Source organism: Bradyrhizobium sp. CCGUVB4N (genome assembly GCF_024199945.1).
Classification (GTDB): Bacteria; Pseudomonadota; Alphaproteobacteria; order Rhizobiales; family Xanthobacteraceae; genus Bradyrhizobium.
Map to the genome: position 1 here is coordinate 8509917 of NZ_JANADP010000001.1, position 20930 is coordinate 8530846.

General features: G+C 65.1%; 24 protein-coding genes. 7 read left to right on the forward strand and 17 right to left on the reverse strand.

All coding sequences use genetic code 11. The annotated features are described in order from the left end of the window. Positions 1–434 precede the first annotated feature (434 nt). From NLM31_RS39675 to NLM31_RS39690, 4 genes are all read left to right on the forward strand, one after another. Positions 435–1577 (forward strand): type III PLP-dependent enzyme, encoded by a 1143-nt coding sequence (locus tag NLM31_RS39675; RefSeq protein WP_254134593.1) that lies wholly within the window; start codon positions 435–437, stop codon positions 1575–1577. Positions 1578–1709: 132 nt separating this feature from the next. After that, positions 1710–2297 carry a GNAT family N-acetyltransferase gene (locus tag NLM31_RS39680; protein ID WP_254195762.1) on the forward strand — a complete coding sequence of 196 codons (588 nt, stop codon included), beginning with the start codon at positions 1710–1712 and terminating at the stop codon, positions 2295–2297. Between the two features lie 146 nt (positions 2298–2443). Beyond that, positions 2444–2833 carry a RidA family protein gene (locus NLM31_RS39685; RefSeq protein WP_254134595.1) on the forward strand — a complete coding sequence of 130 codons (390 nt, stop codon included), beginning with the start codon at positions 2444–2446 and terminating at the stop codon, positions 2831–2833. Between the two features lie 60 nt (positions 2834–2893). Then, entirely contained in the window at positions 2894–4336 is a 1443-nt protein-coding gene (locus NLM31_RS39690; RefSeq protein WP_254195763.1) for a homospermidine synthase, read from the forward strand. Between the two features lie 102 nt (positions 4337–4438). Here the strand turns inward: NLM31_RS39690 and NLM31_RS39695 are convergent, their stop codons facing one another. The 11 genes from NLM31_RS39695 to NLM31_RS39750 all read right to left on the reverse strand — a co-directional run bounded on the left by NLM31_RS39695 (position 4439) and on the right by NLM31_RS39750 (position 13297). Next, complete coding sequence (locus NLM31_RS39695; RefSeq protein WP_254195764.1) at positions 4439–5179, reverse strand: acetoacetate decarboxylase; 741 nt, start codon at positions 5177–5179, stop codon at positions 4439–4441. Between the two features lie 115 nt (positions 5180–5294). Continuing rightward, positions 5295–5633: a hypothetical protein gene (locus tag NLM31_RS39700; protein ID WP_254195765.1), complete on the reverse strand. Its 339-nt coding sequence runs from the start codon at positions 5631–5633 to the stop codon at positions 5295–5297. A gap of 101 nt (positions 5634–5734) precedes the next feature. Further along, a complete protein-coding gene (locus tag NLM31_RS39705; RefSeq protein ID WP_254134599.1) occupies positions 5735–6454 on the reverse strand; it encodes an MgtC/SapB family protein in 720 nt (239 codons plus the stop codon). A 30-nt stretch (positions 6455–6484) separates the two neighbouring features. Beyond that, positions 6485–7504 (reverse strand): WD40 repeat domain-containing protein, encoded by a 1020-nt coding sequence (locus NLM31_RS39710; protein WP_254195766.1) that lies wholly within the window; start codon positions 7502–7504, stop codon positions 6485–6487. After that, positions 7504–8550, reverse strand: a complete 1047-nt coding sequence (locus tag NLM31_RS39715; protein WP_254134601.1) for a GTP-binding protein — start codon at positions 8548–8550, stop codon at positions 7504–7506. Before NLM31_RS39715 ends, NLM31_RS39710 begins: the two co-directional genes overlap by 1 nt. Before the next feature lie 56 nt (positions 8551–8606). Further along, positions 8607–9470, reverse strand: coding sequence for a metal ABC transporter substrate-binding protein (locus NLM31_RS39720; protein WP_254195767.1), 864 nt, complete (start codon positions 9468–9470; stop codon positions 8607–8609). Positions 9471–9472: 2 nt separating this feature from the next. Next, entirely contained in the window at positions 9473–10342 is an 870-nt protein-coding gene (locus tag NLM31_RS39725; protein WP_254195768.1) for a metal ABC transporter permease, read from the reverse strand. A 6-nt stretch (positions 10343–10348) separates the two neighbouring features. Further along, the gene (locus tag NLM31_RS39730) at positions 10349–11101 is read right to left on the reverse strand and encodes a metal ABC transporter ATP-binding protein (RefSeq protein WP_254195769.1); all 753 of its coding nucleotides are present in this window, start codon (positions 11099–11101) and stop codon (positions 10349–10351) included. A gap of 312 nt (positions 11102–11413) precedes the next feature. After that, positions 11414–11914, reverse strand: a complete 501-nt coding sequence (locus NLM31_RS39740) for a hypothetical protein (protein WP_008138982.1) — start codon at positions 11912–11914, stop codon at positions 11414–11416. Next, on the reverse strand, positions 11911–12522 hold the full coding sequence (locus NLM31_RS39745) for a permease (protein WP_254195771.1): 612 nt from the start codon (positions 12520–12522) through the stop codon (positions 11911–11913). Before NLM31_RS39745 ends, NLM31_RS39740 begins: the two co-directional genes overlap by 4 nt. 178 nt (positions 12523–12700) lie before the next feature. Then, complete coding sequence (locus tag NLM31_RS39750; RefSeq protein WP_063985730.1) at positions 12701–13297, reverse strand: superoxide dismutase; 597 nt, start codon at positions 13295–13297, stop codon at positions 12701–12703. Between the two features lie 209 nt (positions 13298–13506). Between NLM31_RS39750 and NLM31_RS39755 the strand changes: the two genes are divergently transcribed. Next, positions 13507–14034: a GNAT family N-acetyltransferase gene (locus NLM31_RS39755; RefSeq protein ID WP_254195772.1), complete on the forward strand. Its 528-nt coding sequence runs from the start codon at positions 13507–13509 to the stop codon at positions 14032–14034. 101 nt (positions 14035–14135) lie between these two features. Next, positions 14136–14576, forward strand: coding sequence for a DUF2147 domain-containing protein (locus tag NLM31_RS39760; RefSeq protein ID WP_254195773.1), 441 nt, complete (start codon positions 14136–14138; stop codon positions 14574–14576). Here NLM31_RS39760 and NLM31_RS39765 read toward each other — a convergent pair. Next, on the reverse strand, positions 14573–15727 hold the full coding sequence (locus tag NLM31_RS39765) for a DUF3095 domain-containing protein (RefSeq protein WP_254195774.1): 1155 nt from the start codon (positions 15725–15727) through the stop codon (positions 14573–14575). The genes NLM31_RS39760 and NLM31_RS39765 overlap by 4 nt on opposite strands. A gap of 174 nt (positions 15728–15901) precedes the next feature. Here NLM31_RS39765 and NLM31_RS39770 point away from each other — a divergent pair, with 174 nt between their 5' ends. Then, a complete protein-coding gene (locus tag NLM31_RS39770; RefSeq protein WP_254195775.1) occupies positions 15902–16276 on the forward strand; it encodes a hypothetical protein in 375 nt (124 codons plus the stop codon). A gap of 13 nt (positions 16277–16289) precedes the next feature. Here the strand turns inward: NLM31_RS39770 and NLM31_RS39775 are convergent, their stop codons facing one another. The 5 genes from NLM31_RS39775 to NLM31_RS39795 all read right to left on the reverse strand — a co-directional run bounded on the left by NLM31_RS39775 (position 16290) and on the right by NLM31_RS39795 (position 20924). Further along, positions 16290–16499, reverse strand: coding sequence for a hypothetical protein (locus NLM31_RS39775; RefSeq protein ID WP_254195776.1), 210 nt, complete (start codon positions 16497–16499; stop codon positions 16290–16292). A 127-nt stretch (positions 16500–16626) separates the two neighbouring features. Beyond that, complete coding sequence (locus NLM31_RS39780) at positions 16627–17349, reverse strand: SDR family NAD(P)-dependent oxidoreductase (protein ID WP_254134612.1); 723 nt, start codon at positions 17347–17349, stop codon at positions 16627–16629. After that, positions 17342–18724, reverse strand: a complete 1383-nt coding sequence (locus tag NLM31_RS39785; RefSeq protein ID WP_254195777.1) for a class I adenylate-forming enzyme family protein — start codon at positions 18722–18724, stop codon at positions 17342–17344. The genes NLM31_RS39780 and NLM31_RS39785 overlap by 8 nt, the downstream gene beginning before the upstream one ends. Beyond that, positions 18711–18956, reverse strand: coding sequence for an acyl carrier protein (locus tag NLM31_RS39790; RefSeq protein WP_015688794.1), 246 nt, complete (start codon positions 18954–18956; stop codon positions 18711–18713). The genes NLM31_RS39785 and NLM31_RS39790 overlap by 14 nt, the downstream gene beginning before the upstream one ends. 153 nt (positions 18957–19109) lie before the next feature. Further along, positions 19110–20924, reverse strand: a complete 1815-nt coding sequence (locus NLM31_RS39795; RefSeq protein ID WP_254195778.1) for a long-chain-acyl-CoA synthetase — start codon at positions 20922–20924, stop codon at positions 19110–19112. Positions 20925–20930: the final 6 nt, after the last annotated feature.

The window sequence follows — 20930 nt, forward strand, 5'->3', positions numbered from 1 at the left end:
AGAAGCCGAGGGGCTCTTCGGAAGTGCGGAAGTCGGAAACCTCCAGGGGTTGAAGACGGACAGCAAACCCGGAGCGCCCAGCATCTCTCTCAAAGAGATGCCTAGTCGAAGGTGACTTCACTTTTTGCAACCGTGACTGGCAGCCGGAGGCGAACCGGCGCACCCCGCTCTCAACGGGGGACGCGACTTAAAGCAACGACGGATCGGGCTTTTTTGGTCTCTACCGGCATTCCAACGCCGGCGCGGGCTACTGAAAAGGCTTGTCCTTCATTGCCAGGTGTGCGGGCGGGAAACTCTCCCAACCAATCCACGGCAGCACAGTCTGGTTTGAGTCTTTTGGTCTCAACGCGCCTCCATCGCGCGGTGTGGCCGGAGCACTCTTATCCGACGTCACGTTGATGCGGACCCCGTCGCTGGGGCCGTTGGAGAGTGCCATGACCGAACGTATCCAGGAATTCCTGCGCAACCGCCGCAAGGAAGGTCTCGACACCGAGCCGTGCCTCGTCGTCGACCTCGAGGTCGTGCGCGACAATTACCAGACCTTCGCCAAGGCGCTGCCCGACAGCCGCGTGTTCTATGCCGTCAAGGCGAACCCGGCGCCGGAAGTGCTGGCACTGCTGGCCTCCATGGGCTCCTGCTTCGACACCGCGACCGTCGCCGAGATCGAGATGGCGCTGGCCGCCGGTGCGACGCCCGACCGCATCTCCTTCGGCAACACGATCAAGAAGGAGCGCGACATCGCGCGTGCCTTCGCGCTCGGCATTCGCCTGTTCGCGGTCGATTGCGTCCCCGAGGTCGAGAAGGTCGCCCGCGCCGCTCCCGGCGCGAAGGTGTTCTGCCGCATCCTCTATGACTGCGCCGGCGCCGAATGGCCGCTGTCGCGCAAGTTCGGCTGCGACCCGGAAATGGCCGTCGAGGTGCTCGACGTCGCCAAGCGCCTGGGCCTGGAGCCGTGCGGCATCTCCTTCCATGTCGGCTCGCAGCAGCGCAAGGTGAAGGCGTGGGACCGTGCGCTGGCGATGGCCTCGCAGGTGTTCCGCGACTGCGCCGAGCGCGGCATCAACCTGACCATGGTCAACATGGGCGGCGGCTTCCCGACCAAGTACCTCAAGGACGTGCCGCCGGTGGTGACCTACGGCCGTTCGATCTTCCGCGCGCTGCGCAAGCACTTCGGCAACCAGATTCCGGAGACCATCATCGAGCCGGGTCGCGGCATGGTGGGCAACGCCGGCATCATCGAATCCGAGGTCGTGCTCATCTCGAAGAAGAGCGACGAGGACGAGGTGCGCTGGGTGTACCTGGACATCGGCAAGTTCGGCGGTCTCGCCGAGACCATGGACGAGTCGATCCGCTACGCCATCCGCACCCCGCATGACGGCGCGGACATGACCCCGTGCGTGCTCGCAGGCCCGACCTGCGACAGCGCCGACGTGCTGTACGAGAAGACCCCGTATCCGCTTCCGGTGACGCTCGAGATCGGCGACAAGCTGCTGATCGAAGGCACCGGGGCCTATACGTCGACCTACTCGGCGGTGGCATTCAACGGCATCCCGCCGCTGCGGACCTACCACATCTAAGCTGCCTCTCTTGTCCGAGGCCTGACGAACCCGGGAGCCGGCTTGCCGGCTCCTCCCTGACATCTTTGATTCTGACGACGCCTTGGACCGGCGTGCTGCGCGCACGTCGGCTCAAGCGGGGACTGACGCGCCATGACTGCTTTTCGGAAGCCACAAGTCGCCCTCACTTCGAAAGCCGCTCCGTTCGCGATCCGTGCGGAACGTACTGTCGACGTCGCCGCCCGTGAAGCGCTGCTGGATGCCAGTTTTGGCGAAGACCGCCATGACCGCACCTGCCAGCGCCTGCGCGACGGACGTGCACCTGCCGCAGGCCTTGCCCTGTCGGCTGTGCGCGAGGGGACACTCGTGGGAACCGTGCGGCTGTGGCACGTCAGCGCCGGAGGCAGGCCCGCTCTGGTCCTCGGACCGCTGGCGGTGGACCCTGCCTGCCGCGAGCTCGGGATCGGCGCCGCGCTGATGCAACAAGCGCTGGCCGCCGCCCGGGCGCGCGGGCATACCGCCGTCATCTTGCTCGGCGATGCGCCCTACTATGCCCGTTTCGGCTTCTCGGCCGAGAAGACCGGCGCGCTGATGCTGCCCGGCCCGTTCGAGCGCGAGCGCCTGCTGGCGATCGAATTCGAGGCCGGTGCGCTGGATGGCGCCGAGGGGATGATCGTCCCGACCGGCGCGGCCCTGCCCAAACGGAGGGTAGTTCGCCCTCTCCAGGCGCACGCGGCCTAAGACATCGCCATGATGGCGACGGACCAAGCCGCGTTGAGCGGCTTCGTCCGGCTGCGCCTCCGTTCAGCTCCATTGCTTTGGGGTTGCGCCGGCCCGCAAATTGCCCGTAAACCCCACGAAATCCTCCTTCAGCCGAGGCCGAACCCATGTCCCGTCGCCTGATTTCCACCGGCTCCCCCCTCGAGAAGAGCGTCGGCTACAGCCGCGCCGTGATCGACGGCGACTTCGCCTTCGTCGCGGGAACCACCGGCTATGACTACACGACGATGACGATGCCCGCCGATGTCACGAGCCAGTCACGCAACTGCTTCAAGACCATCGAGGCCGCCCTGCGGGAGGGCGGATTCGAGATGGCCGATATCGTCCGTGCGACCTACTACGTCACCGACGCCAGCTACATCGACGCCCACTTCGCCGTCTGCGGCGAGGTTCTTGGTGACATCAGACCGGCTGCGACCTTGCTGGTCGTCAGCGCCCTCGCCAAGCCCGAGATGAAGGTCGAGATCGAAGTCACCGCCAAGCGCCGCAGCGCCTGATCCATTCCTCACCCTTTGCCTCACCCTTTGTCCGCCAGCACGTTCCGGAGAACCCAGCCCATGAGCCACCCCTCGCAGATCTACGCAAAGATCACCGGTCCCATCGTCATGGTCGGCTTCGGCTCCATCGGCAAAGGCACGCTGCCGATGATCGAGCGGCATCTCGATTACGACAAGTCCCGCGTCACCGTGATCGATCCCAAGGACGAGGGCCGCAAGGCGCATTGCGAGAAGCAGAATGTGCGCTTCATCCAGAAGGCCGTGACCAGGGACAATTACCGCGAATTGCTGACCCCGCTGCTGACCGAAGGCGGCGGCCAGGGCTTTTGCGTCAATCTCTCGGTCGACACCGGCTCGACCGACATCATGGAGCTCTGCAACGAGCTCGGCGCGCTCTATATCGACACCGTCAACGAGCCCTGGCTCGGCTTCTATTTCGATTCGACCAAGGGCCCGGAAGCGCGCTCCAATTATGCACTTCGCGAAGTGACGCTGGCCGCCAAGAAGGCGCGCCCGGCGGGCTCGACCACGGCCGTGTCCTGCTGCGGCGCCAATCCCGGCATGGTCTCCTTCTTCGTCAAGCAGGCGCTGCTCAACGTCGCGGCCGACCTGAAGCTCAATGCCCCCAAGCCGAAGACCAAGGCCGAATGGGCTGACCTGATGCGGCAGGCCGGTATCAAGGGTATCCACATCGCCGAACGCGACACCCAGCGCTCCAAGACACCGAAGGAGCCGGATGTCTTCGTCAACACCTGGTCGGTGGAAGGTTTCCTCTCCGAAGGCGTGCAGCCGTCCGAGCTCGGCTGGGGCACCCACGAGAAATGGATGCCCGAGAATGCGCGCACCCACGAAGCCGGCTGCGGCGCGGCCATCTATCTGATGCAGCCCGGCGCCAACACGCGCGTGCGCACCTGGTGCCCGACCCGCGGCGCGCAATACGGCTTCCTCGTCACCCACAACGAGTCGATCTCGATCTCCGATTACTTCACGGTGCGTGACGCATCGGGCAAGGCGATCTATCGGCCGACCTGCCACTATGCCTATCACCCGGCCGACGACGCCGTGCTGTCGCTGCACGAAATGTTCGGCCGCGCCGCGAAGATGCAGGAGAAGCACCACATCCTCGACGAGAACGAGATCGTCGACGGCATCGACGAGCTCGGCGTGCTGCTGTTCGGCCACGACAACAATGCCTATTGGTACGGCTCGCAGCTCTCGATCGAAGAGACCCGCGCGCTCGCGCCCTATCAGAACGCGACCGGCCTGCAGGTGACCTCCGCCGTGCTCGGCGGCATGGTGTGGGCGCTGGAAAACCCCAGGGAAGGCATCGTCGAAGCCGACGAGATGGATTTCGATCGCTTGCTGGAAATCCAGCTGCCGTATCTCGGCCCGGTGAAGGGTTTCTACACCGACTGGACGCCGCTGACGGATCGTCCGGGACTGTTCCCGGAAGACATCGACACCAGCGATCCCTGGCAATTCCGGAATATTCTGGTGCGGTGATCGCGCACGAGGCCTGATCGATCATGATGCCCGGCTTCGCGCCGGGCATTTTCGTTTCGCGACCGGTCTCGCCTCGTTACTTCGCCAGGTTACTTCGCCAGGTTACTTGGCCATGTAATCGAACGCCACGCTGCCGAGCCCGAGCGTCAGGTCCGCCTTGAAGTGCAACGCCGACATCACTTCGCGCACCGGCAGGCGGGCGACGTCGCAGAGCGCGTGAGGAAACAGGCCGAGTGCGGCGGGACCGGTCCAGGCTTCCTTCAGCGTGATGTCCTCGAGATGGAAGCGCACCAGCTCGCAGATCCGAGGGCTACCGTCGACATGCGGGATGATCTTCAGGATGAAGTTCGGTGCCTTCATCGGCTGCAGCACCTCGTCAAGGTCGACCTTGCGGTGCTTGTAGCCCATGGTCGCTGAGGCGCAGAGCACCGAACCATAATGCAGCGAGCCGACCAGCACGTCGCTCTCGACCTCGATCTTCGGCCGGGCCAGCTTCTTCGGAAAGCCCCACAGCTCGCGGCCGCCGGCGATCGGACCTTCGTCGTCGAGATACATCGCGTGGGTGTAAGCGCCCAGCTCACCCTTGAAGCGGACCGGGATCACCTGCCCGGTCTCGGTGTAGTCACCGAAGCCGGTGGAGTCGGGCATGCGGATGAATTCGTATTTCACCACCGGCTCCGCCACCTCGAGCGGCTCGGGCACGATGGCGGCAAGGGCGTCGGGATCGGTCCTGTAGGTGATGATGAAATATTCGCGGTTGAAAAAGCGATATGGCCCCGGCGGGAATGACGGGTTGGTGAGCGGCATCGAGTAAGCGGTACGGCGGACGTCCTCGATCTTCATGGAAGGCCCCATCTGTCGTTGGTTCGACGGATTATGGGGCGCCCTGCACGCCGAGGCGAGATCGATGAAGTGGCATCGGCAGTCAAATACGCGTCAAGACGCGCGGCCGTGGAGGCTATTTCTTCTCAAGCGGCGGCGCGACCTTCTCGGCCGGAGCCGGCGGCAATGCCGGTTTGGCGGCTCCCGCCGCACCTTGCGTCTGCGGATCGGGGCGCGCGGGCTCCGGCGCCGGCGTGGTCGGCCGATCGCCGCCGGGTTTGGCCTCGGCCGGCAACTTGTTCTGATCGTTGGACGGCGTGCCCTGAAGCGGCTGCGTCGCCTGGGCCAACTCCATCCGGCTCTGTGCGCGGATTTGGGCGAGTGACATCACTGACACCACGACGCCTGCTGCGAATAGCGAGCAGGCAATCGTCAAATCGAGCTTCAATCTGCGCTTGTCATCTTGGCCGGGCATGTCGATCACCGCCTTTGTCCGCGGGATCAACGAAATGGCCCGGCTGCGGTTCCGTGCCCAGCCGGGCGGGAACCGCTCGCTTGCACGCCAACAGGCCGCGCCTACTCCGTAGTGCTGACTTCCCAGGTGGCATGGCGCACGCCGGGCAGATGCTGGAGGTCGGTCGCCACCGCGTTCAGCTCGTTCGGATCGACCGCGGTCGCGACCAGCTTGGCGACGATCTCCAGCAGATCGTCGTCTCCGATCTCGACCACATCGACATCGGCCACCGGATATTTCGCGGCCTCCAGCTTGTCGACGAGACGATCGCGCATGTCTGGCAAGGCGTCAATCGTGACTGCGAGCTTGAAGTAATAGGTCGCCTCCAGCGCCTTCTCGTTCAGCGGAATGCGGTTGATGGCATTAACTAGCGGGCGCAGCATGGTGTTGCCGGCAATGACGAACACGGTCAGCGCGGCCGCCTGCGCGACCATATCGGCCCCGGCGCAGGAGCCGACGGCGGCCGAGGACCACAGCGTCGCCGCGGTATTGAGGCCGCGCACGTCCATGCCCTGCTTCATGATGACGCCGGCGCCCAGGAAGCCGATGCCCGAGACGACATAGGCGATCACCCGCACCGCGCCATCAGCGCCGTCCAGATGCATGGCGAGATCGACGAAGGCGGCAGCACCAACCGCGACCAGCACGTTGGTGCGCAGGCCGGCGGTGCGCTGACGATATTGCCGCTCGGCGCCGATCAGCGTGCCCAGCACGAAGGCCGTGAACAGGCTGATCAGCGTGTCGGCGAAGTCGGCAAGCTGGAAGGTCGTGAGAAATCGCATGGTCCCCTATACGGCCGGAACCATGACAGATCAAAGCTCCAGCAGACCGCCGTCCCCATTTTCGTCGGCGAAGGCCAGCAGCGTGCCCTTGGCGTTCCAGGCGAGCCCGGCCACCGGCGGGGTGCCGTTGCGGCGGACCAGGATCTCCGCGCCGTCCTCCAGCCGCACCATCAGCACGGTGCCGTCACTGTAGCCGGCGGCGAGGATGTCGTTCTTCGGGTGGCAGGCGACGACCGACACGCGCGCCTGCAGGGGCGCGAGCATCGCGGGCTCCTTGCCCATCGGGCCGTCCTTGCTGGCGAACGGCCAGATGATGACGGTATCGGCACCCGAGGTCGCCAAGCCCTTGCCGCCCACGCTCCAGGACATCGAGCGGACACGGCCGGGATAGCCGGTCATGCGCATGTGCCTGTTGTCGGCGAGCCGCCAGCCGTGCAGGGCCGCCTCGTGCATGGTGGTGACCAGGAATTTGTTGTCCGGGCTGAAGGTGACGCCGAGATGCGAGCCGGCCCAGGGCAGGAATTCGGCCGACCCTTCCATATTGGGAAACCACAGCGTCGCGCCGTTGTAATGCGCGATCGCGAGCCGCAGGCCCTTCGGTGCGAACGCGAGCCCGCCGACGGTCGAGGGCACCTCGAGCGATTTTTCCTCGGCCTTGCCGCTCTTGACGGTCGCGGTCTTGCCGGCCGACCAGGCGTAGGCGCCATCCGGATGCACCGCCACCGCGTCGATCCAGCGCCGCTTCGGATCGGTGGCGAGCAGCGTCACCTCGCCCTTGGCATCGAGCGAGACGACCTTGCCGTCATCGCCGCCCATCACGAGGCGCTTGCCGTCCGAGGCGGTCGAGAGAATGCCGCCACTATGCACGGCAACCGTCGTGATCTCGCCCTTGGCATCGACGAATGCGACGTTTTCCTCACCGGCGACGAAGGCGGCGCGGGGGCCAAGGAAATGCACCGAGGTCACGCCGATGCCAAGCGTCACGGGCTTGACGCGATCGGTGACGGAGACGATCGAGGCGGAATCGGGGGCCGGCGTAAACTCTTTCATCACGAGACGATGCAGCTCTCGAAGCCCTCGCGAATGGCCTTTTCCGGCAATTCGCGGCCGATGAAGACGAGGCGGCTCTCGCGCGGCTCGCCGTCCTTCCATTTCCGCTGGTGGTTGCCCTCCAGCATCATGTGAACGCCCTGGAACACGTAGCGGTCATCGTCGTCGTGGAAGGCGAGGATGCCCTTGGAGCGCAGGATCTTGCCGCCTTCGACCTGCACCAGGTTCTGGAGCCAGGGCATGAACACGTTCGGATCGAGCGGCTTGTCGGTCTTGAGCGACAGCGATTGCATGTCCTCGTCGTGATAGTGCTTCAGGCCGTGGCCGTGATCATGGTGGTGATGATGGTCGTGGCCGTGATGGTGGTCATGGTCGTGATCATGATCGTCGACCTCGAGGAAATCAGGCTCGATGTCGAGGATGCGGTCGAGGTCGAACGCGCCGCGATCGAGCACGTCGGCCAGGGCAACCGAGCAGCGCTCGGTGCGATGCAGCTTGGCATAGGGATTGATGCCACGGATGCGGGCTTCGACCTCGGCAAGCTCGGGCTTGGTGACGAGATCGGTCTTGTTCAGCACGATGACGTCGGCGAAGGCGATCTGGTTCTTGGCTTCGGGCGCATCCTTGAGCCGGTCGGCCAGCCATTTGGCGTCGGCAACCGTGACCACCGCGTCGAGCCGCGCGTTCTTCTGCACGTCCTCGTCGACGAAGAAGGTCTGGGCGACCGGCGCCGGATCGGCAAGGCCGGTGGTCTCGACGATGATGGCGTCGAACTTGCCCTTGCGCTTCATCAGACCGTCCATGATGCGGACGAGGTCGCCGCGCACGGTGCAGCAGATGCAGCCGTTGTTCATCTCGAACACTTCCTCATCGGCGCCGATGATGAGGTCGTTGTCGATGCCGATCTCGCCGAATTCGTTGACGATGACGGCGTATTTCTTGCCGTGGTTTTCCGACAGGATGCGGTTCAACAGCGTGGTCTTGCCGGCACCGAGATAGCCGGTCAGGACGGTCACGGGAATTTTGGACGCGGTCGCTTCAGACATAAGAACTCCGGGGTCGGCTTGCCGCGCGACGCGAGGCGACGGGGTGGCCCCCTGCCCTAATGGTCAAGCGCGCTGGTCAGGGTCTTTATATTGTGCCTGACCATGTCAATGTAAGTGGGTGCAGGCCCCTTTTCGCCGGTCAAACCGTCCGAAATCAGGGTCCCGCCGACCTTTGCGCCGGTCTCGGCTGCGATCCGCCGGATCAGGCGGTCGTCGCTGATATTTTCCAGGAAAACCGCCGGGATCCTCGCGGCCTTGACCTGGCCGATGATGGCGGCGATGTCCCGCGCACTGGGCTCGGTTTCGGTGGATACGCCGAGGGGGGCCACGAACTGGACGCCATATTCGGCGGCGAAATAGCCGAAGGCATCGTGGGTCGAGATGATCTTGCGCCGCTCGGGTGGGATTTTGGCCACGGCCTCGCGGACCTCCCGGTCGAGCGCTTCGAGCTTGTCCAGATAGGCCTTTGCCTGCGTGCGGAAGAGCTCGGCATCGTCGGGGTCGGCCGCGACCAGCGCGTTGGCGATGTCGGTCACATAGACCTTGGCGTTGGGCACGGATTGCCAGGCATGGGGGTCTGCGGCCGAGCCGAGCTTCAAAGGCGCGATGCCGGCGCTCGCGGTCACGATCGTCGCTCTGCTGCCTGCGGACTGAACCAGCCGCGGCAGCCAGCCCTCGAGGCCGAGCCCGTTGACGATGACAAGTTTTGCGTCCGCGATCCGCTTCGCATCGCTCGGGGCCGGCGTGTAGACATGGACGTCGCTGTCGGGACCGACCAGCGTGGTCACGTTGACCCGGTCGCCGCCGATAGCGCGGACGAAATCGCCGAGGATCGAGAAGCTCGCAACGACATTGAGCCGCTCGGCGGCATGCAGCGGCGAGGCGATCAGCAGCAGCGCAAAAAGCAGAAGGAAGCGCATCGTCATGCTTCCAGATGCCGGCCGGGAAACAGCTGCCGGACGATGCCGCCGACGCGGCCGAACAAGACGGAGACGATGTAGAACACCGTCGCCACGAGAATGATCGCAGGACCCGAGGGCACGCGGGTCTGGAATGACAGCACGAGGCCGGCATAGCCCGAGACGGCGGCAGCGACGACCGCGATGCAGATCATCACCGTCAGATCGCGCGACCAGAACCGCGCGATACCGGCCGGCAGGATCATCAATCCCACCGCGAGCAGAGTGCCGAGCGCCTGAAAGCCGTTGACGAGGTTGATGACGACGAGCGCGAGGAAGGCGAGATGCGCGGGGCCGCCGGCGCGGCTCACCGTGCGCAAGAACAAGGGATCGACGCTCTCGATCACCAGCGGCCGGTAGATCACCGCGAGCACCAGCAGCGTCACCGTGGCGTTGAAGGCGACCACCAGCAGCGTCTGATCGTCCATCGCAAGGATGTTGCCGAACAGCACATGCAAGAGATCGATATTGGTGCCCTTGATCGAGACGATGGTGACGCCGAGCGCCAGCGAGGCCAGATAGAAGGTCGCAAGCGAGGCATCCTCCTTCAACCCGGTCGAGCGCGCGACCACGCCGGCGAGAATCGCGACCGCAAAGCCGGCGATCAACCCGCCGGCCGTCATCGCGAACAGATTGAGGCCGGACAGCAGGAAGCCGACGGCGGCGCCCGGCAGAATTGCGTGCGCCATGGCGTCACCGACGAGGCTCATCCGCCGCAACATCAGGAACACGCCGATCGGGGCGCCCGCCAGCGAGAGCGCGATCACCGCGGCAAGCGCCCGCCGCATGAATTCAAACTCGGTGAATGGGCCGATCAGCGCGTCATAAATCATCTGCTATCACGCCGCCCGCGAGCGCCCGTCCTCGGCACAGGCGGTGGCGCTGTCGTCGAAGGCTTCGCACATCCGCATCGCAATCAGCAGGTTTTCCGGCGTCAGCACCTCCGCCGTCGGCCCCCAGGCCACGGGGCCGCGGGCCAGCACCAGCGTCTCGCTGAAATGGGTGCGCACCATCTCCATGTCGTGCAGCGCGGCGAGCACGGTGCGGCCCTCGCCATGCCAGTGCTTCACCAGCGCCAGCAGGTCGACCGTAGTCTTGCTGTCGATGGCGTTGAAGGGTTCGTCGAGAACGATCAGGCGCGCATTCTGGAGCAGCACGCGCGCGAACAGCACGCGCTGCATCTGCCCGCCCGAGAGCGTGCCGATCGGACGGTTCTCGAAGCCGTTGAGCCCCACCGACGCAATCGCGCGAAGAATCTTTTCGCGCGCGGCCTTGCCGATGCCGCCGAACAGGCCCGTCCCGCGCCACAGCCCGGTGCCGACGAAATCGAACACCGAGATCGGAAAGCTGCGATCGATGTCCGCGCTCTGCGGCAGATAGGCGATGTCGCGGCTATCGAGGCCGCCGAGATGGATGCTGCCGTCGAGCGGCCGGAGGATGCCGACGATGCCGCGCAGCAGCGTCGACTTGCCGGCGCCGTTGGGACCGATCACGGCGACCAGCGCGCCGGGCGCGACCTCGCCGTTGAGATGGTGCACGGCCGGATGGCGGTCGTAGCCGAGCGTCACGTTGTGAAAGTGTATGGCCGCCATGGTCACCTCATCGCCAGAAAGACGACGCCCCAGAGCACGGCGCAGACGGCGACGGCGGCCGACAGGCGGCCGGCCATGGTCATGCGCAGGATCGACCAGGGCGCCTCCTGGGCCGGGTGCGGCGAGGCCGCGTCATGGACATGGGCGTGGGTGTGGTCGTGCCCATGCGAATGCCCGTGGTCATCGTCATGGGAATGGCCGTGGGAGTGGCCAGGCGAATGACCGTGGGCATGGTCGTGATGATGGGCGTGGGACGCGGCGGGAACCATGCCCAGGACGTTATATTATAACATTACCCCTGTCCACGCCCGGTCACGGCTTGCCGATCACCATCGCGATGGCGGCCGCCACGAACGGGAACGGCACCGAGACCGCGCAGCGGAACCAGACGAAACGGGCCGGCATGAACGGGATTTCCCACAAAATCACCCGCTGGAAGGCGAACAGGGCCCAGGCCACGACATAGGCGACCACCTGGGGCACCCCGCCGCCCGACTTCAGCGCCACCGTGCCAATCGAAAAGCCGATCACGGGGCCGCCAGGCGTGGCGGCGCCGGCGACCACTGCGGTCGCAACCCCGAGCCAGCCGCTGTCCGGCCCGAGCCAGCCGGTGATCACCTCCTGCGGGATGATGGCGGCGATATAGCCGGAGCCGATCACCCCGAGCGCGATCCGCGGCACGATGTTGATGAAATCCATCGAGCCCTCGCGCAGCGAGGCCTTGAACACCGGAGGGCCGCGACGGAAGGCGATCAGGCCGACGCCGAACACCGAGCCCCACAGCAGGATATCGATGAGGAGCGCCGCGCTCACGCCGCCTCCTCGTCGCTGTCGCGCTTCGGATAGACCCGGACGTAGACGAAGCGGCCAAGCGCGCCGGCGAGCACCGGCAGCGGCAGCGAGATCAGGATCCGCCACAGCGTGAAGTCGGTGCCCATGATCGGGATTTCCCAGGCGACTGCGCGGCCGTAGCCGATCAAGGTCCAGCTCACGACCATGGCGATGGTGGCGCCGAAATCGGCGCCGACCGCGAGCAGCGCGCTCGCCACGGGATAGGCGGTGAAGGGACCGCCGGGCAGGATCGCACCGAAGGCGGTGCCGATCAGAAGGCCCATCAGGCCGGATTTAGGCCCAAGCGAGCGCGAGACTTTTTCGTGCGGCAGGATTTCCGAGATGAAGGCGCCGAGCAGGCAGCCCGCCAGTACGCGCGGCAGGATGCCGCCGAACAGCGAGAGGTCGTGAGTGAGAATGTCGAGAACGCCATCGGTGCCGTCACGGCGCCAGACCAGTCCGGCGCTCACCGCCACCAGCGCCGCAATGATGATCGTCGACCAGCCGATCGGCTTGCGGATGCGCCCGGGGCGCGGCTCGGAGTCCGCGTCCTCGGCAGGCGCAGGACTTTTCGGGGAAGAATCTGACAACGGGCTGGGTCGGCTCGAGGGTGATGCCTCTCCTGATTAAGGGCGCCGTCGAGGCGATGCAAACGGAACGATGACAGACCCGTGCGCGCACCGCGCAGGACTGGCTCAATCTGTCAATTCCGCACAGCAAAAAGGCGGCCGCGTGAGCGACCGCCTTTCGTTTCTGACGGTGTAAGACTTACGCCTTGTCAAACAGGGACTCGACGTATTCCCAGTTCACGAGGTTCTCGACGAATGCCTTGAGATAGTCGGGACGGCGGTTGCGATAGTCGATGTAGTAGGAGTGCTCCCAGACGTCGACGCCGAGGATCGGGGTCGCGCCGTGCACCAACGGATTCTCGCCGTTCGGGGTCTTGGCGATTTCGAGCTTGCCGTTCTTGACCTGGAGCCAAGCCCAGCCGGAGCCGAACTGGCCGACGCCAGCCGCCTGGAAGTCGGTCTTGAACTTCTCGAAGCCGCCGAGATCCTCGTTGATCTTCTTCTCGAGCTTGCCCGGCAGCTTGGTACCGCCGCCATTGGGCTTCATCCAGCTCCAGAAGTGGATGTGGTTGTAGTGCTGGCCGGCGTTGTTGAACACCGCGGGGTTCTTGCCGAACGAGCCCTTGACGATCTCTTCAAGGGACTTGCCTTCCCATTCGGTGCCCTTGAGCGCGTTGTTGCCGTTGGTGACGTAGGCCTGATGATGCTTGTCGTGGTGGAATTCCAGCGTCTCCTTCGACATGAACTGGCCGAGGGCGTCATAGGCGTAAGGGAGTGGGGGCAGCGTGAATGTCATGGGTTCTTGTCCGCAACTGGGTGGGGAACGTGTTCTAACGGTCACCCCTTATAGAAGGTTCCTGCGCCGTTAAATACCGCCAATTTGCGAAAAGGCGCGATTGCGACGGCATGGCCCGATTGCACAGCTTTCAGATCCCAGAAAAATATCATTGCCTTTGAAGCGCTTATGGCAGAACGAATGCGTCACGGAGCAGAGCTGCGAAAGCCATGAGCATCGAAATCGACATTTTGAACGGCGACGCCGCGTGGCCGATCGCCGAGCCGCTTTTCAAGGCAGTCTATCCGCGCGAGGTGGTGGAGAAGCTGCCTTGGGGCCATATCAAATGGGCGAATCCCGATCTCCGCGTGCTGATCGAGACTCCCGAGGACGGCCTCGTCTGCCATGTCGGCATCTATTTCCGCACCGTCACCTGGAATGGACAGAAGGTGCATGTCGGCGGCATCGGCGGCGTCTGCACGCGCGAGGATCGCCGGGGCCGCGGCTATGCCACCATGGCAATCGACGCGGCAGTGCATACGATGCGTGCCAACGAGGCGGTGCGCTTCGCGATCCTGTTCTGCGAGCCGCACAATGCCGCGTTCTACGAGGCGCGCAGCTGGCTGTCCTTCAAGGGCGAGGTCTATTGCGAGCAGCCGGAGGGGCGGATCCGCTTCACGCATACGGCGCCCTATGTGTTCAACATCGTCCGTGCACCGACGCTCGGCACCATTGACCTCTGCGGCCTGCCCTGGTGAGACGCTCTCTGGGGCAAATGAACGCAGCAATGTGATTCCATCAGGCGTTGCACGATTCTGATTTGCTGCTATGGAGACGCCCTCCATTCCGAGGCCTTCCCATGTCCCGCAGATTCGCCATCCTCACCGTCCTCCTCGCTGCGCTGTCCGGCGCAACGGCTGCGCATGCGCAGAGCGCGGACGCGAGCGGGACCTGGCTCACCCAGGCCGGCGATGCGCGCGTCAAAATCAGCAAATGCGCCGGCGGCATCTGCGGCGTCATCGTCTGGCTGCGCGAGCCCACCGACACCGCGACCGGCCAGCCCGCGACCGACAGCAAGAATCCCAATCCCGCACTCGCCAGGCGCCCGATGATCGGACTGCCGCTGTTCGCCGGCATGCAGCCGTCCGGTCCGAACAAATGGTCGGGCCAGATCTACAATGCCGATGACGGCAGCACCTATGCGAGCAGCGTCTCCGTGACGGGCGCAGAGACGCTGCGCGTCGAAGGCTGCGTCGGCGCGCTCTGCGGCGGCGAAACCTGGACGCGAGCAGGTCGCTAGGTCGCAGCCGCCACCATCGCCTTCAGCGCCGTCGCCGCCGAGGCGTAGCCGCCCCGCGCGCCGTCGATGAAGTGGACGTGGTCGCTGCGCAGCGCCGAGGGTGTGAAGCAGGTCATCATCGCGGCATCCTGCTGGTAGAGGCCGTAGCGCACGACGCCGTCGCGCGCGGCGATCGCGAGGCGATCGCTCAGGGCCCGCTCAAGCTCCGGCGTGCAGTCGAGGATCATGCGCAGTCCGTCGTCATATTTGCGGAAGTCGGAATTCTCGACCACCTGGCGCTTGTAGACCTTCGGCAGGAAGCCGCCGACCTTGATGTCGAAGCGCATCAGGACATAAGCGAAAAACGTGTAGGCGAGCAGGCCGGCGCGACGCTTGAGCAATGACCCGCCGCGGATCGCCCGCGCCTCGTAATCCAGGCCCTGCGGCGGCCATTTCAGCGGTGGCCCCTGCGGCGGCACGGGACGCCCGGACTCCGGACTACGCTCGACGAGATGGATGATGTCCTCGATCACCTTGCGGAAGGCCTGCGGGTCGACGCCAGCAGCCGGCATCACCAGCACCGACAGGATCAGCCCGCGCGAGGCTGGTATCACCTCGAAGCGGCAGGACAGGCCGGAGAGATCGGGCTGCGTGCCTGCGGGCGCCTCGGCGACGGCGAACTCGCCGCGCTTCATCGCGGCGTCGGCGAAGGCGAGCCCGCCGCCGGAGAACATTGCATAGGACAGATTGGCCGACGGACCGAAGCGCGCGACGCGCACGTCGAGACCCTTCGCACGGATGGCGCTCACCGGCACGAGCGCCACACGCATCTTGAGATCGAGGTCTTCCCGCACCCAGGTCGCCGTCGCAGCCAAGGCTTCGCGGGCCGCATCGAGATCGCCCGGCGCGACTGCAAAACTGGCGCCGTCGCCGCCGAACACGAAGGGAAATTCGCGTCCCTCCAGCGCATTCGTCACCGCAGCGATCACGGCAGCGCCAGCCATGTTGACCGCCTTGTAGCGCTGCGCCGCAATCGCCTTGGTGGAATCGACGATGTCGGCGACGCCGATGCTCCAGTCCTCCGGCAGCGGCGAATAGAGCTTTGGCTCCATCAGGCTGGTGAAGCCGCGGAAGACAGGGATGCTGCCGTAAAAGGAGTCGCCTGGGATCATCGGATGATGCCGGATGGTTGGGAAGCGTCCGAACGAGATACGTGGCAGGATCGATCGGGGTTCGCGCCCCCTTCGATGCCCCGATCATTGGCCGAAATGGCGCCGGACAACAAGCTCGCTCCGCGCCGCAATGCCGCCCGTCGTCATTGATCGGCATCAAACAGCCGGCCGGGGATGACGCTACGGTCGGACCGCCCCAGAAGCTTGCACGGGATCATCGAGGTGTCCGACATCATCAGTGCGGTCAAACTGCCGGAATGGCTCACCGCGGCCGTGGATGCCTGGGCGCGGGACCATCACCTGTCGCGCTCGGAAGCGATCTGCAAGCTGGTCAATTTCGGTCTCAGGATTGCGCCCGCGGCGCCGTCATCGGCGCACACGATCACGTCGGATGCGACGAGAATCGAGGAAATCGCGGTAAACGAGATCGAGAGCCTGCTCGATCCCGCTCTGCCCGCGGACGAACGCGAGCGCCGCATTCGCCGCCTGACCGAAGGGCCGCCGGAATTCTCGCACGCGCGGATTGATCTACCGAAACATCAGACGTGAGCGCCGACGCGCGCTAATGCAGCTTCTCGTCCTGGCGCTTGCGCAGGGCCGATGCCGGCACGTCATGACAGCCGATCAGCCGCACGAATTGCTGCGGATACATTTCGTAGCCGTGGCTGCCGGAGTTTTGATGCGACATCGGCGGGCAGCGGGTATCGTCCAGCTTCGCGGGCGATGGCTCTGCAGGCGTTTGACCGTGACTCGCAACGGTTGGCGTGACCATGGACTGCTCCCTGTCGTTTAGGGCAGTTCGATTGACGTAACCCAATCGAGCACGAGGCATCTTACGACTAAATCCGGCTCAATGTCATTGCGCCGGATCAACCCGATTGCGACGGCGGAGTTCCGTGTCAGGCCGTATTCCCTGCGTCGATCGTGAACACGGTGCCGGTGACGTTGCGGCCGCCCTCACCGAGCAGATATTCCACCATGCGCGCGACGTCGTCGGTCTCCGGCAGGCGGCGCAGTGCGCTGCGGCCGGCGATGCGTTTGCGGCTTTCGTCGGAGAGATTGTGCGTCAGCTCGGTATCGATGAAGCCGGGCGCGATCGCATTCACGGTGATGCCGAGCTTTCCGACCTCGCGCGCGAGCGAGCGGGTGAACCCGGTCGCGGCGGCCTTGGTCGCGCCGTAAACGGACAAGCCGTTGTAACCGGTCGTCGCGATGATCGAGGAGATGTTGATGATGCGGCCGGCGCCGTCCGCCATCATCTGGCGCGCGACATATTTGGTGAGGATGATCGGCGACAGCACGTTGAGCTGTACCAGCGACTCGATCTCCGAATTGTGCATGGTTGCGAGCAGGCCCTCGGTGCCGAGGCCGGCATTGTTGACGAGGCCGTAGGTCGGGCCGAACTCGTCGCGCACCAGTTTTGCAAAGGCCGGAATCGCATCGATTACGGCGAGGTCGCAGGCGCGGAAATGCAGGCGGCCCTCGGAGGCAGCGATCGCGGCCTTGAGCTCATCGCTCTCACGTCGCGCGGCCGCGATCACATTGTAGCCGGCGCTGACCAGCCGCTTGCCGATCGAAAGGCCAATGCCGCGGCTGCCGCCGGTGACGAGAACATTATGCATCGGTGCGCGCCAATTTGCCGGCCGGGGTGACGTCGAGCGCCTCGACGAAGCGGATCACCGCCGGCACCTTGTGGGACGCCAGCTGCGCGCGGCACTGATCCAGGATCTGGTCGCGAATGTCCTTCGCGCGCGCCTGGTCGGTCCCGTCGGCAAGGATCACGTCGGCGACGACGATGCCGCCCGTGATCGGGCTGCGCCGCGACTTCGCCCGCGACATCCGCACGTCGGGATGACGGTTGATGGCCGCCTCGATCTCCTCGGGATGAACCTTCAGCCCGCCGATATTGATGATGCCGCCGCGGCGGCCGACGAAATAATAGCGGTCGCCACGCAATTCGACGATATCGCCACTGTCGACGAAACCGTCGCCATCGGTGAGCGCAGCCGCGTTGCGGCCAATGTAAGCGTGTGCCGTCCGCGTCGAGCGGATGCGCAGCGAGCCGTCGACGACCTTCATCTCGACGCCGTTACGGTTGCCGAGATAGTTCGCCGGAAAACCCTCGAGCCCGTCATTGACGGCGAAGCCGACGCCGGCTTCGGTCGAGGCATAGGCATGACCGACGGAGGAATTGGGGAATGCCGCCGTGAGGCCGTCGAGCACCGCCTGGTCGGCGATCTCGCCGGAGAGGCGGACATAGCCGGGCGCGAACTGCGCGGCCGAGCCGCTCATCAGAAGCTTGCGCCAGTGCGAGGGCGTGCCGGAGATGTGCGAGACCCCGCGCGCGTTCAGCCGCGCAACGTGATCGGCGAGCGCCTCGTGCGGATCCGACAGCACCATCGAGCCGCCGGAGAGGACGGCGCGGAGGAAGATCTGCAGGCCGCCATAGCGGCGGATGTCGTAGAAGGTGGCCCAGACCGGCGCCGGGCCCTTGGCGGGGCCTTCGGCGACGATGGCGCCGGTGAGCGCTTCCAGCGTGTGGCCGACGATTTTGGGCACGCCCGATGTGCCTGAGGTCAGCATCAGCCATTCGGTCGCGCGCTCGGTCTGCGCAGGCGCCGTGGCTTGAAGCGGCAATCGTGCGGTAACGACCAGCGACACGCCGGTCGCGGCCCAGCGATCGGGCTCGTCGGTGACGACGGCATCGATCCCGGCATCGGCGATGAGCGCGTCCAGATGCGCAGGATTGAGATCCGGCGGGCATAGCAGCATGCGACGGGCGATGCCGTCGAGCTCGATCATGGCGAGGCCCGAGCGGAGCTGGTCCGACAGTTTCAGGAGGACCGCGCGGCCGGACAGCTCGCGCAGGCGGCCACCGAGGACCGTCTGCGACAGGATGTCGGTCAGCGACACGACATCGTGCGCATCCGACAGTGTCCGCCCTTTCAGCTCCGCGCCGAGATGATCACGGAGCGCGAAGATCTCACGCGGGGACATTTTCGTAGGCCCGCACGAAATCACCCACGGTGGCGGGGAACGCTGCGTCCTCGGAAATGGTGAAGGGATCGACGCCGGTCTCGTCCTCGAGACGCGCGACCAGGATCGCGAAAGCGAGCGAGTCAAAGCCCGTCTCGTGCAGGGACAGATCGTCCGAAAGTGCGGGAAGCGTGACGTGCTGCTCTTTTGCGATCTGCTGGATCGCTTCAATGACCTTGGATCGTACCGACATGGCTGGCTCGCCTCTGACTTTAGTTAATCGATCGTGTTTCTTGCGGCGGCTCTCGATGACCGCCTCCCCTTGCCCGTGGGTTTACCGGACAGAAGTAAATGGCCTCTTGGACAATTCAGATAAAATTGGACCTATCTCGCGATTTTGCTTCCGTTACAGCCGGATCGTACCGTCCACGACCTGCGCATACGTCTTCCCATCCAGCGCAACATAAGCGCCGGATTTCGGCTCGAGCATGAACATCGGATCCGTCACCGCGCCTGGATCAAAGCCCTCGCGCGCGAGCTCCCCCTTCTTCTGCTTGAATGTCTCGGTCGCATCGAGCTCGCGCGAGATGCGGATGAAGACCGGGCGGGCATAGGCCGGCAGCCGCTGCGCGAGATGCGCAGACAGCGCGGCGATGTCAAAGCCCTCGTTCACGACGATCGCGCTCATGCCGGCGCGGCCATCGGCACCGGGAATGCTGACGCCATAGGTGGTGGCATCGACCACGCCGGTGAAATCGCGCACGGCGTCGTTGACCTCGGAGGTCGCGACGTTCTCGCCCTTCCACCGGAAGGTATCGCCGATACGATCGACGAAATGAAAGAAGCCCTTGTCGTCAAGCCGCATCAGATCGCCGGTACGGAACCAGGCATCGCCCTTGGCAAAGACGTTGCGCAAAATCTTCTTCTCGGTCTCACCCGCGTCGGTATAGCCCTCGAAACGACCACCGCCCTCGTCCGCCCTGCCGATGCGACCGATGGCCTCGCCCGGCTCACCGCGGGCACAGGCCAAGCAAAAGCCTTCCTCATTGCGCAGCGGCGCGCCGCTGTCGGGATCGAGCTTGACGAGACCGGCGGGAAAGCGATGCGCGAGCAGCGGCGGGATACGGCCGATGGCGCCCGGCTGCCCCTCGACGTTGAACAGCGAGAAATTGCCTTCGGTCGCGGCGTAGAATTCGAGGATGCGGGGAATGGCGAAACGGCCCTGGAAATCCTCCCAGATATCGCCGCGCAGGCCATTGCCGCAGACGAGCCGCAGGCGATGGCGGTTTTCGTATTCCGACGGCGGCGCCTTGAGCAGATAGCGGCAGAGCTCGCCGATATACTGAAACAGGGTGCAGTCGTGCCGCACGATGTCAGGCCAGAAGTTCGACGCCGAGAATTTTTCGGCGACCACCACCGAACCACCAGCCGCGAGCATGCTGCACGGCGCGACGATGCCGCCGACCGAGTGAAACAGCGGCAGGCAATCGTAGAGACGGTCCTGCGGTGTCGCGCCGGTGAGGCCGGCGAACCAAAAACCCCAGTTGAGGATGCGGCGATGGCTGATGCTGGCAGCCTTCGGCAGGCCGGTGGTGCCGGAGGTATAGATCAGCAGCGCGCGGTCATCGATGGTGACGTCGCCGTGCTCCTCCGGCAGCAACGCCTCGTCGTCGAGCGCGGCGAGCGCAACATCGATCGCACGCTCGCTGCGGGCATCGCCATGGGTCCAGACCTTGGCCTCGGTCTTCAGGTGCGGCGCCGCGCTCTCCAGCGTCTCCGAGAGGTCATGCGCGACGATGATGTGCGAGGGCTTTGCGACATCGATGCAATGCGCGAGAGATTGCCCGACGAGCCTGGTGTTGATCAGCGCCACCACGCCGCCAACACGGCTGATGCCGAGCCAGGCCGCGACATAATCGATGCCGTTCGGCATGATCAGGCCGACAGTATCCCCTTTGGCGACGCCGACCGAGAGTGCCCAGCGCGCATAGCGATTGATGCGCTTCGACAGGCCGTCATAGTCGAGGCTTGCGTCGTCCGTGACCAGCGCGACACGGTCGGGCTGGCGACGCGCCCAATCATCGACGACGTCGGCGAACAGCCGGCCCGGCAGCGTCTCGATCCGCGCCGTCAGCTCGATCGCCTTCAGCCAGATCTTTGAAGCCGAAGGCGCGCGCGCGGCTTTCGTTTGCTCGATGACGCCGGTGGTCATGCCGTTCATTCTTTC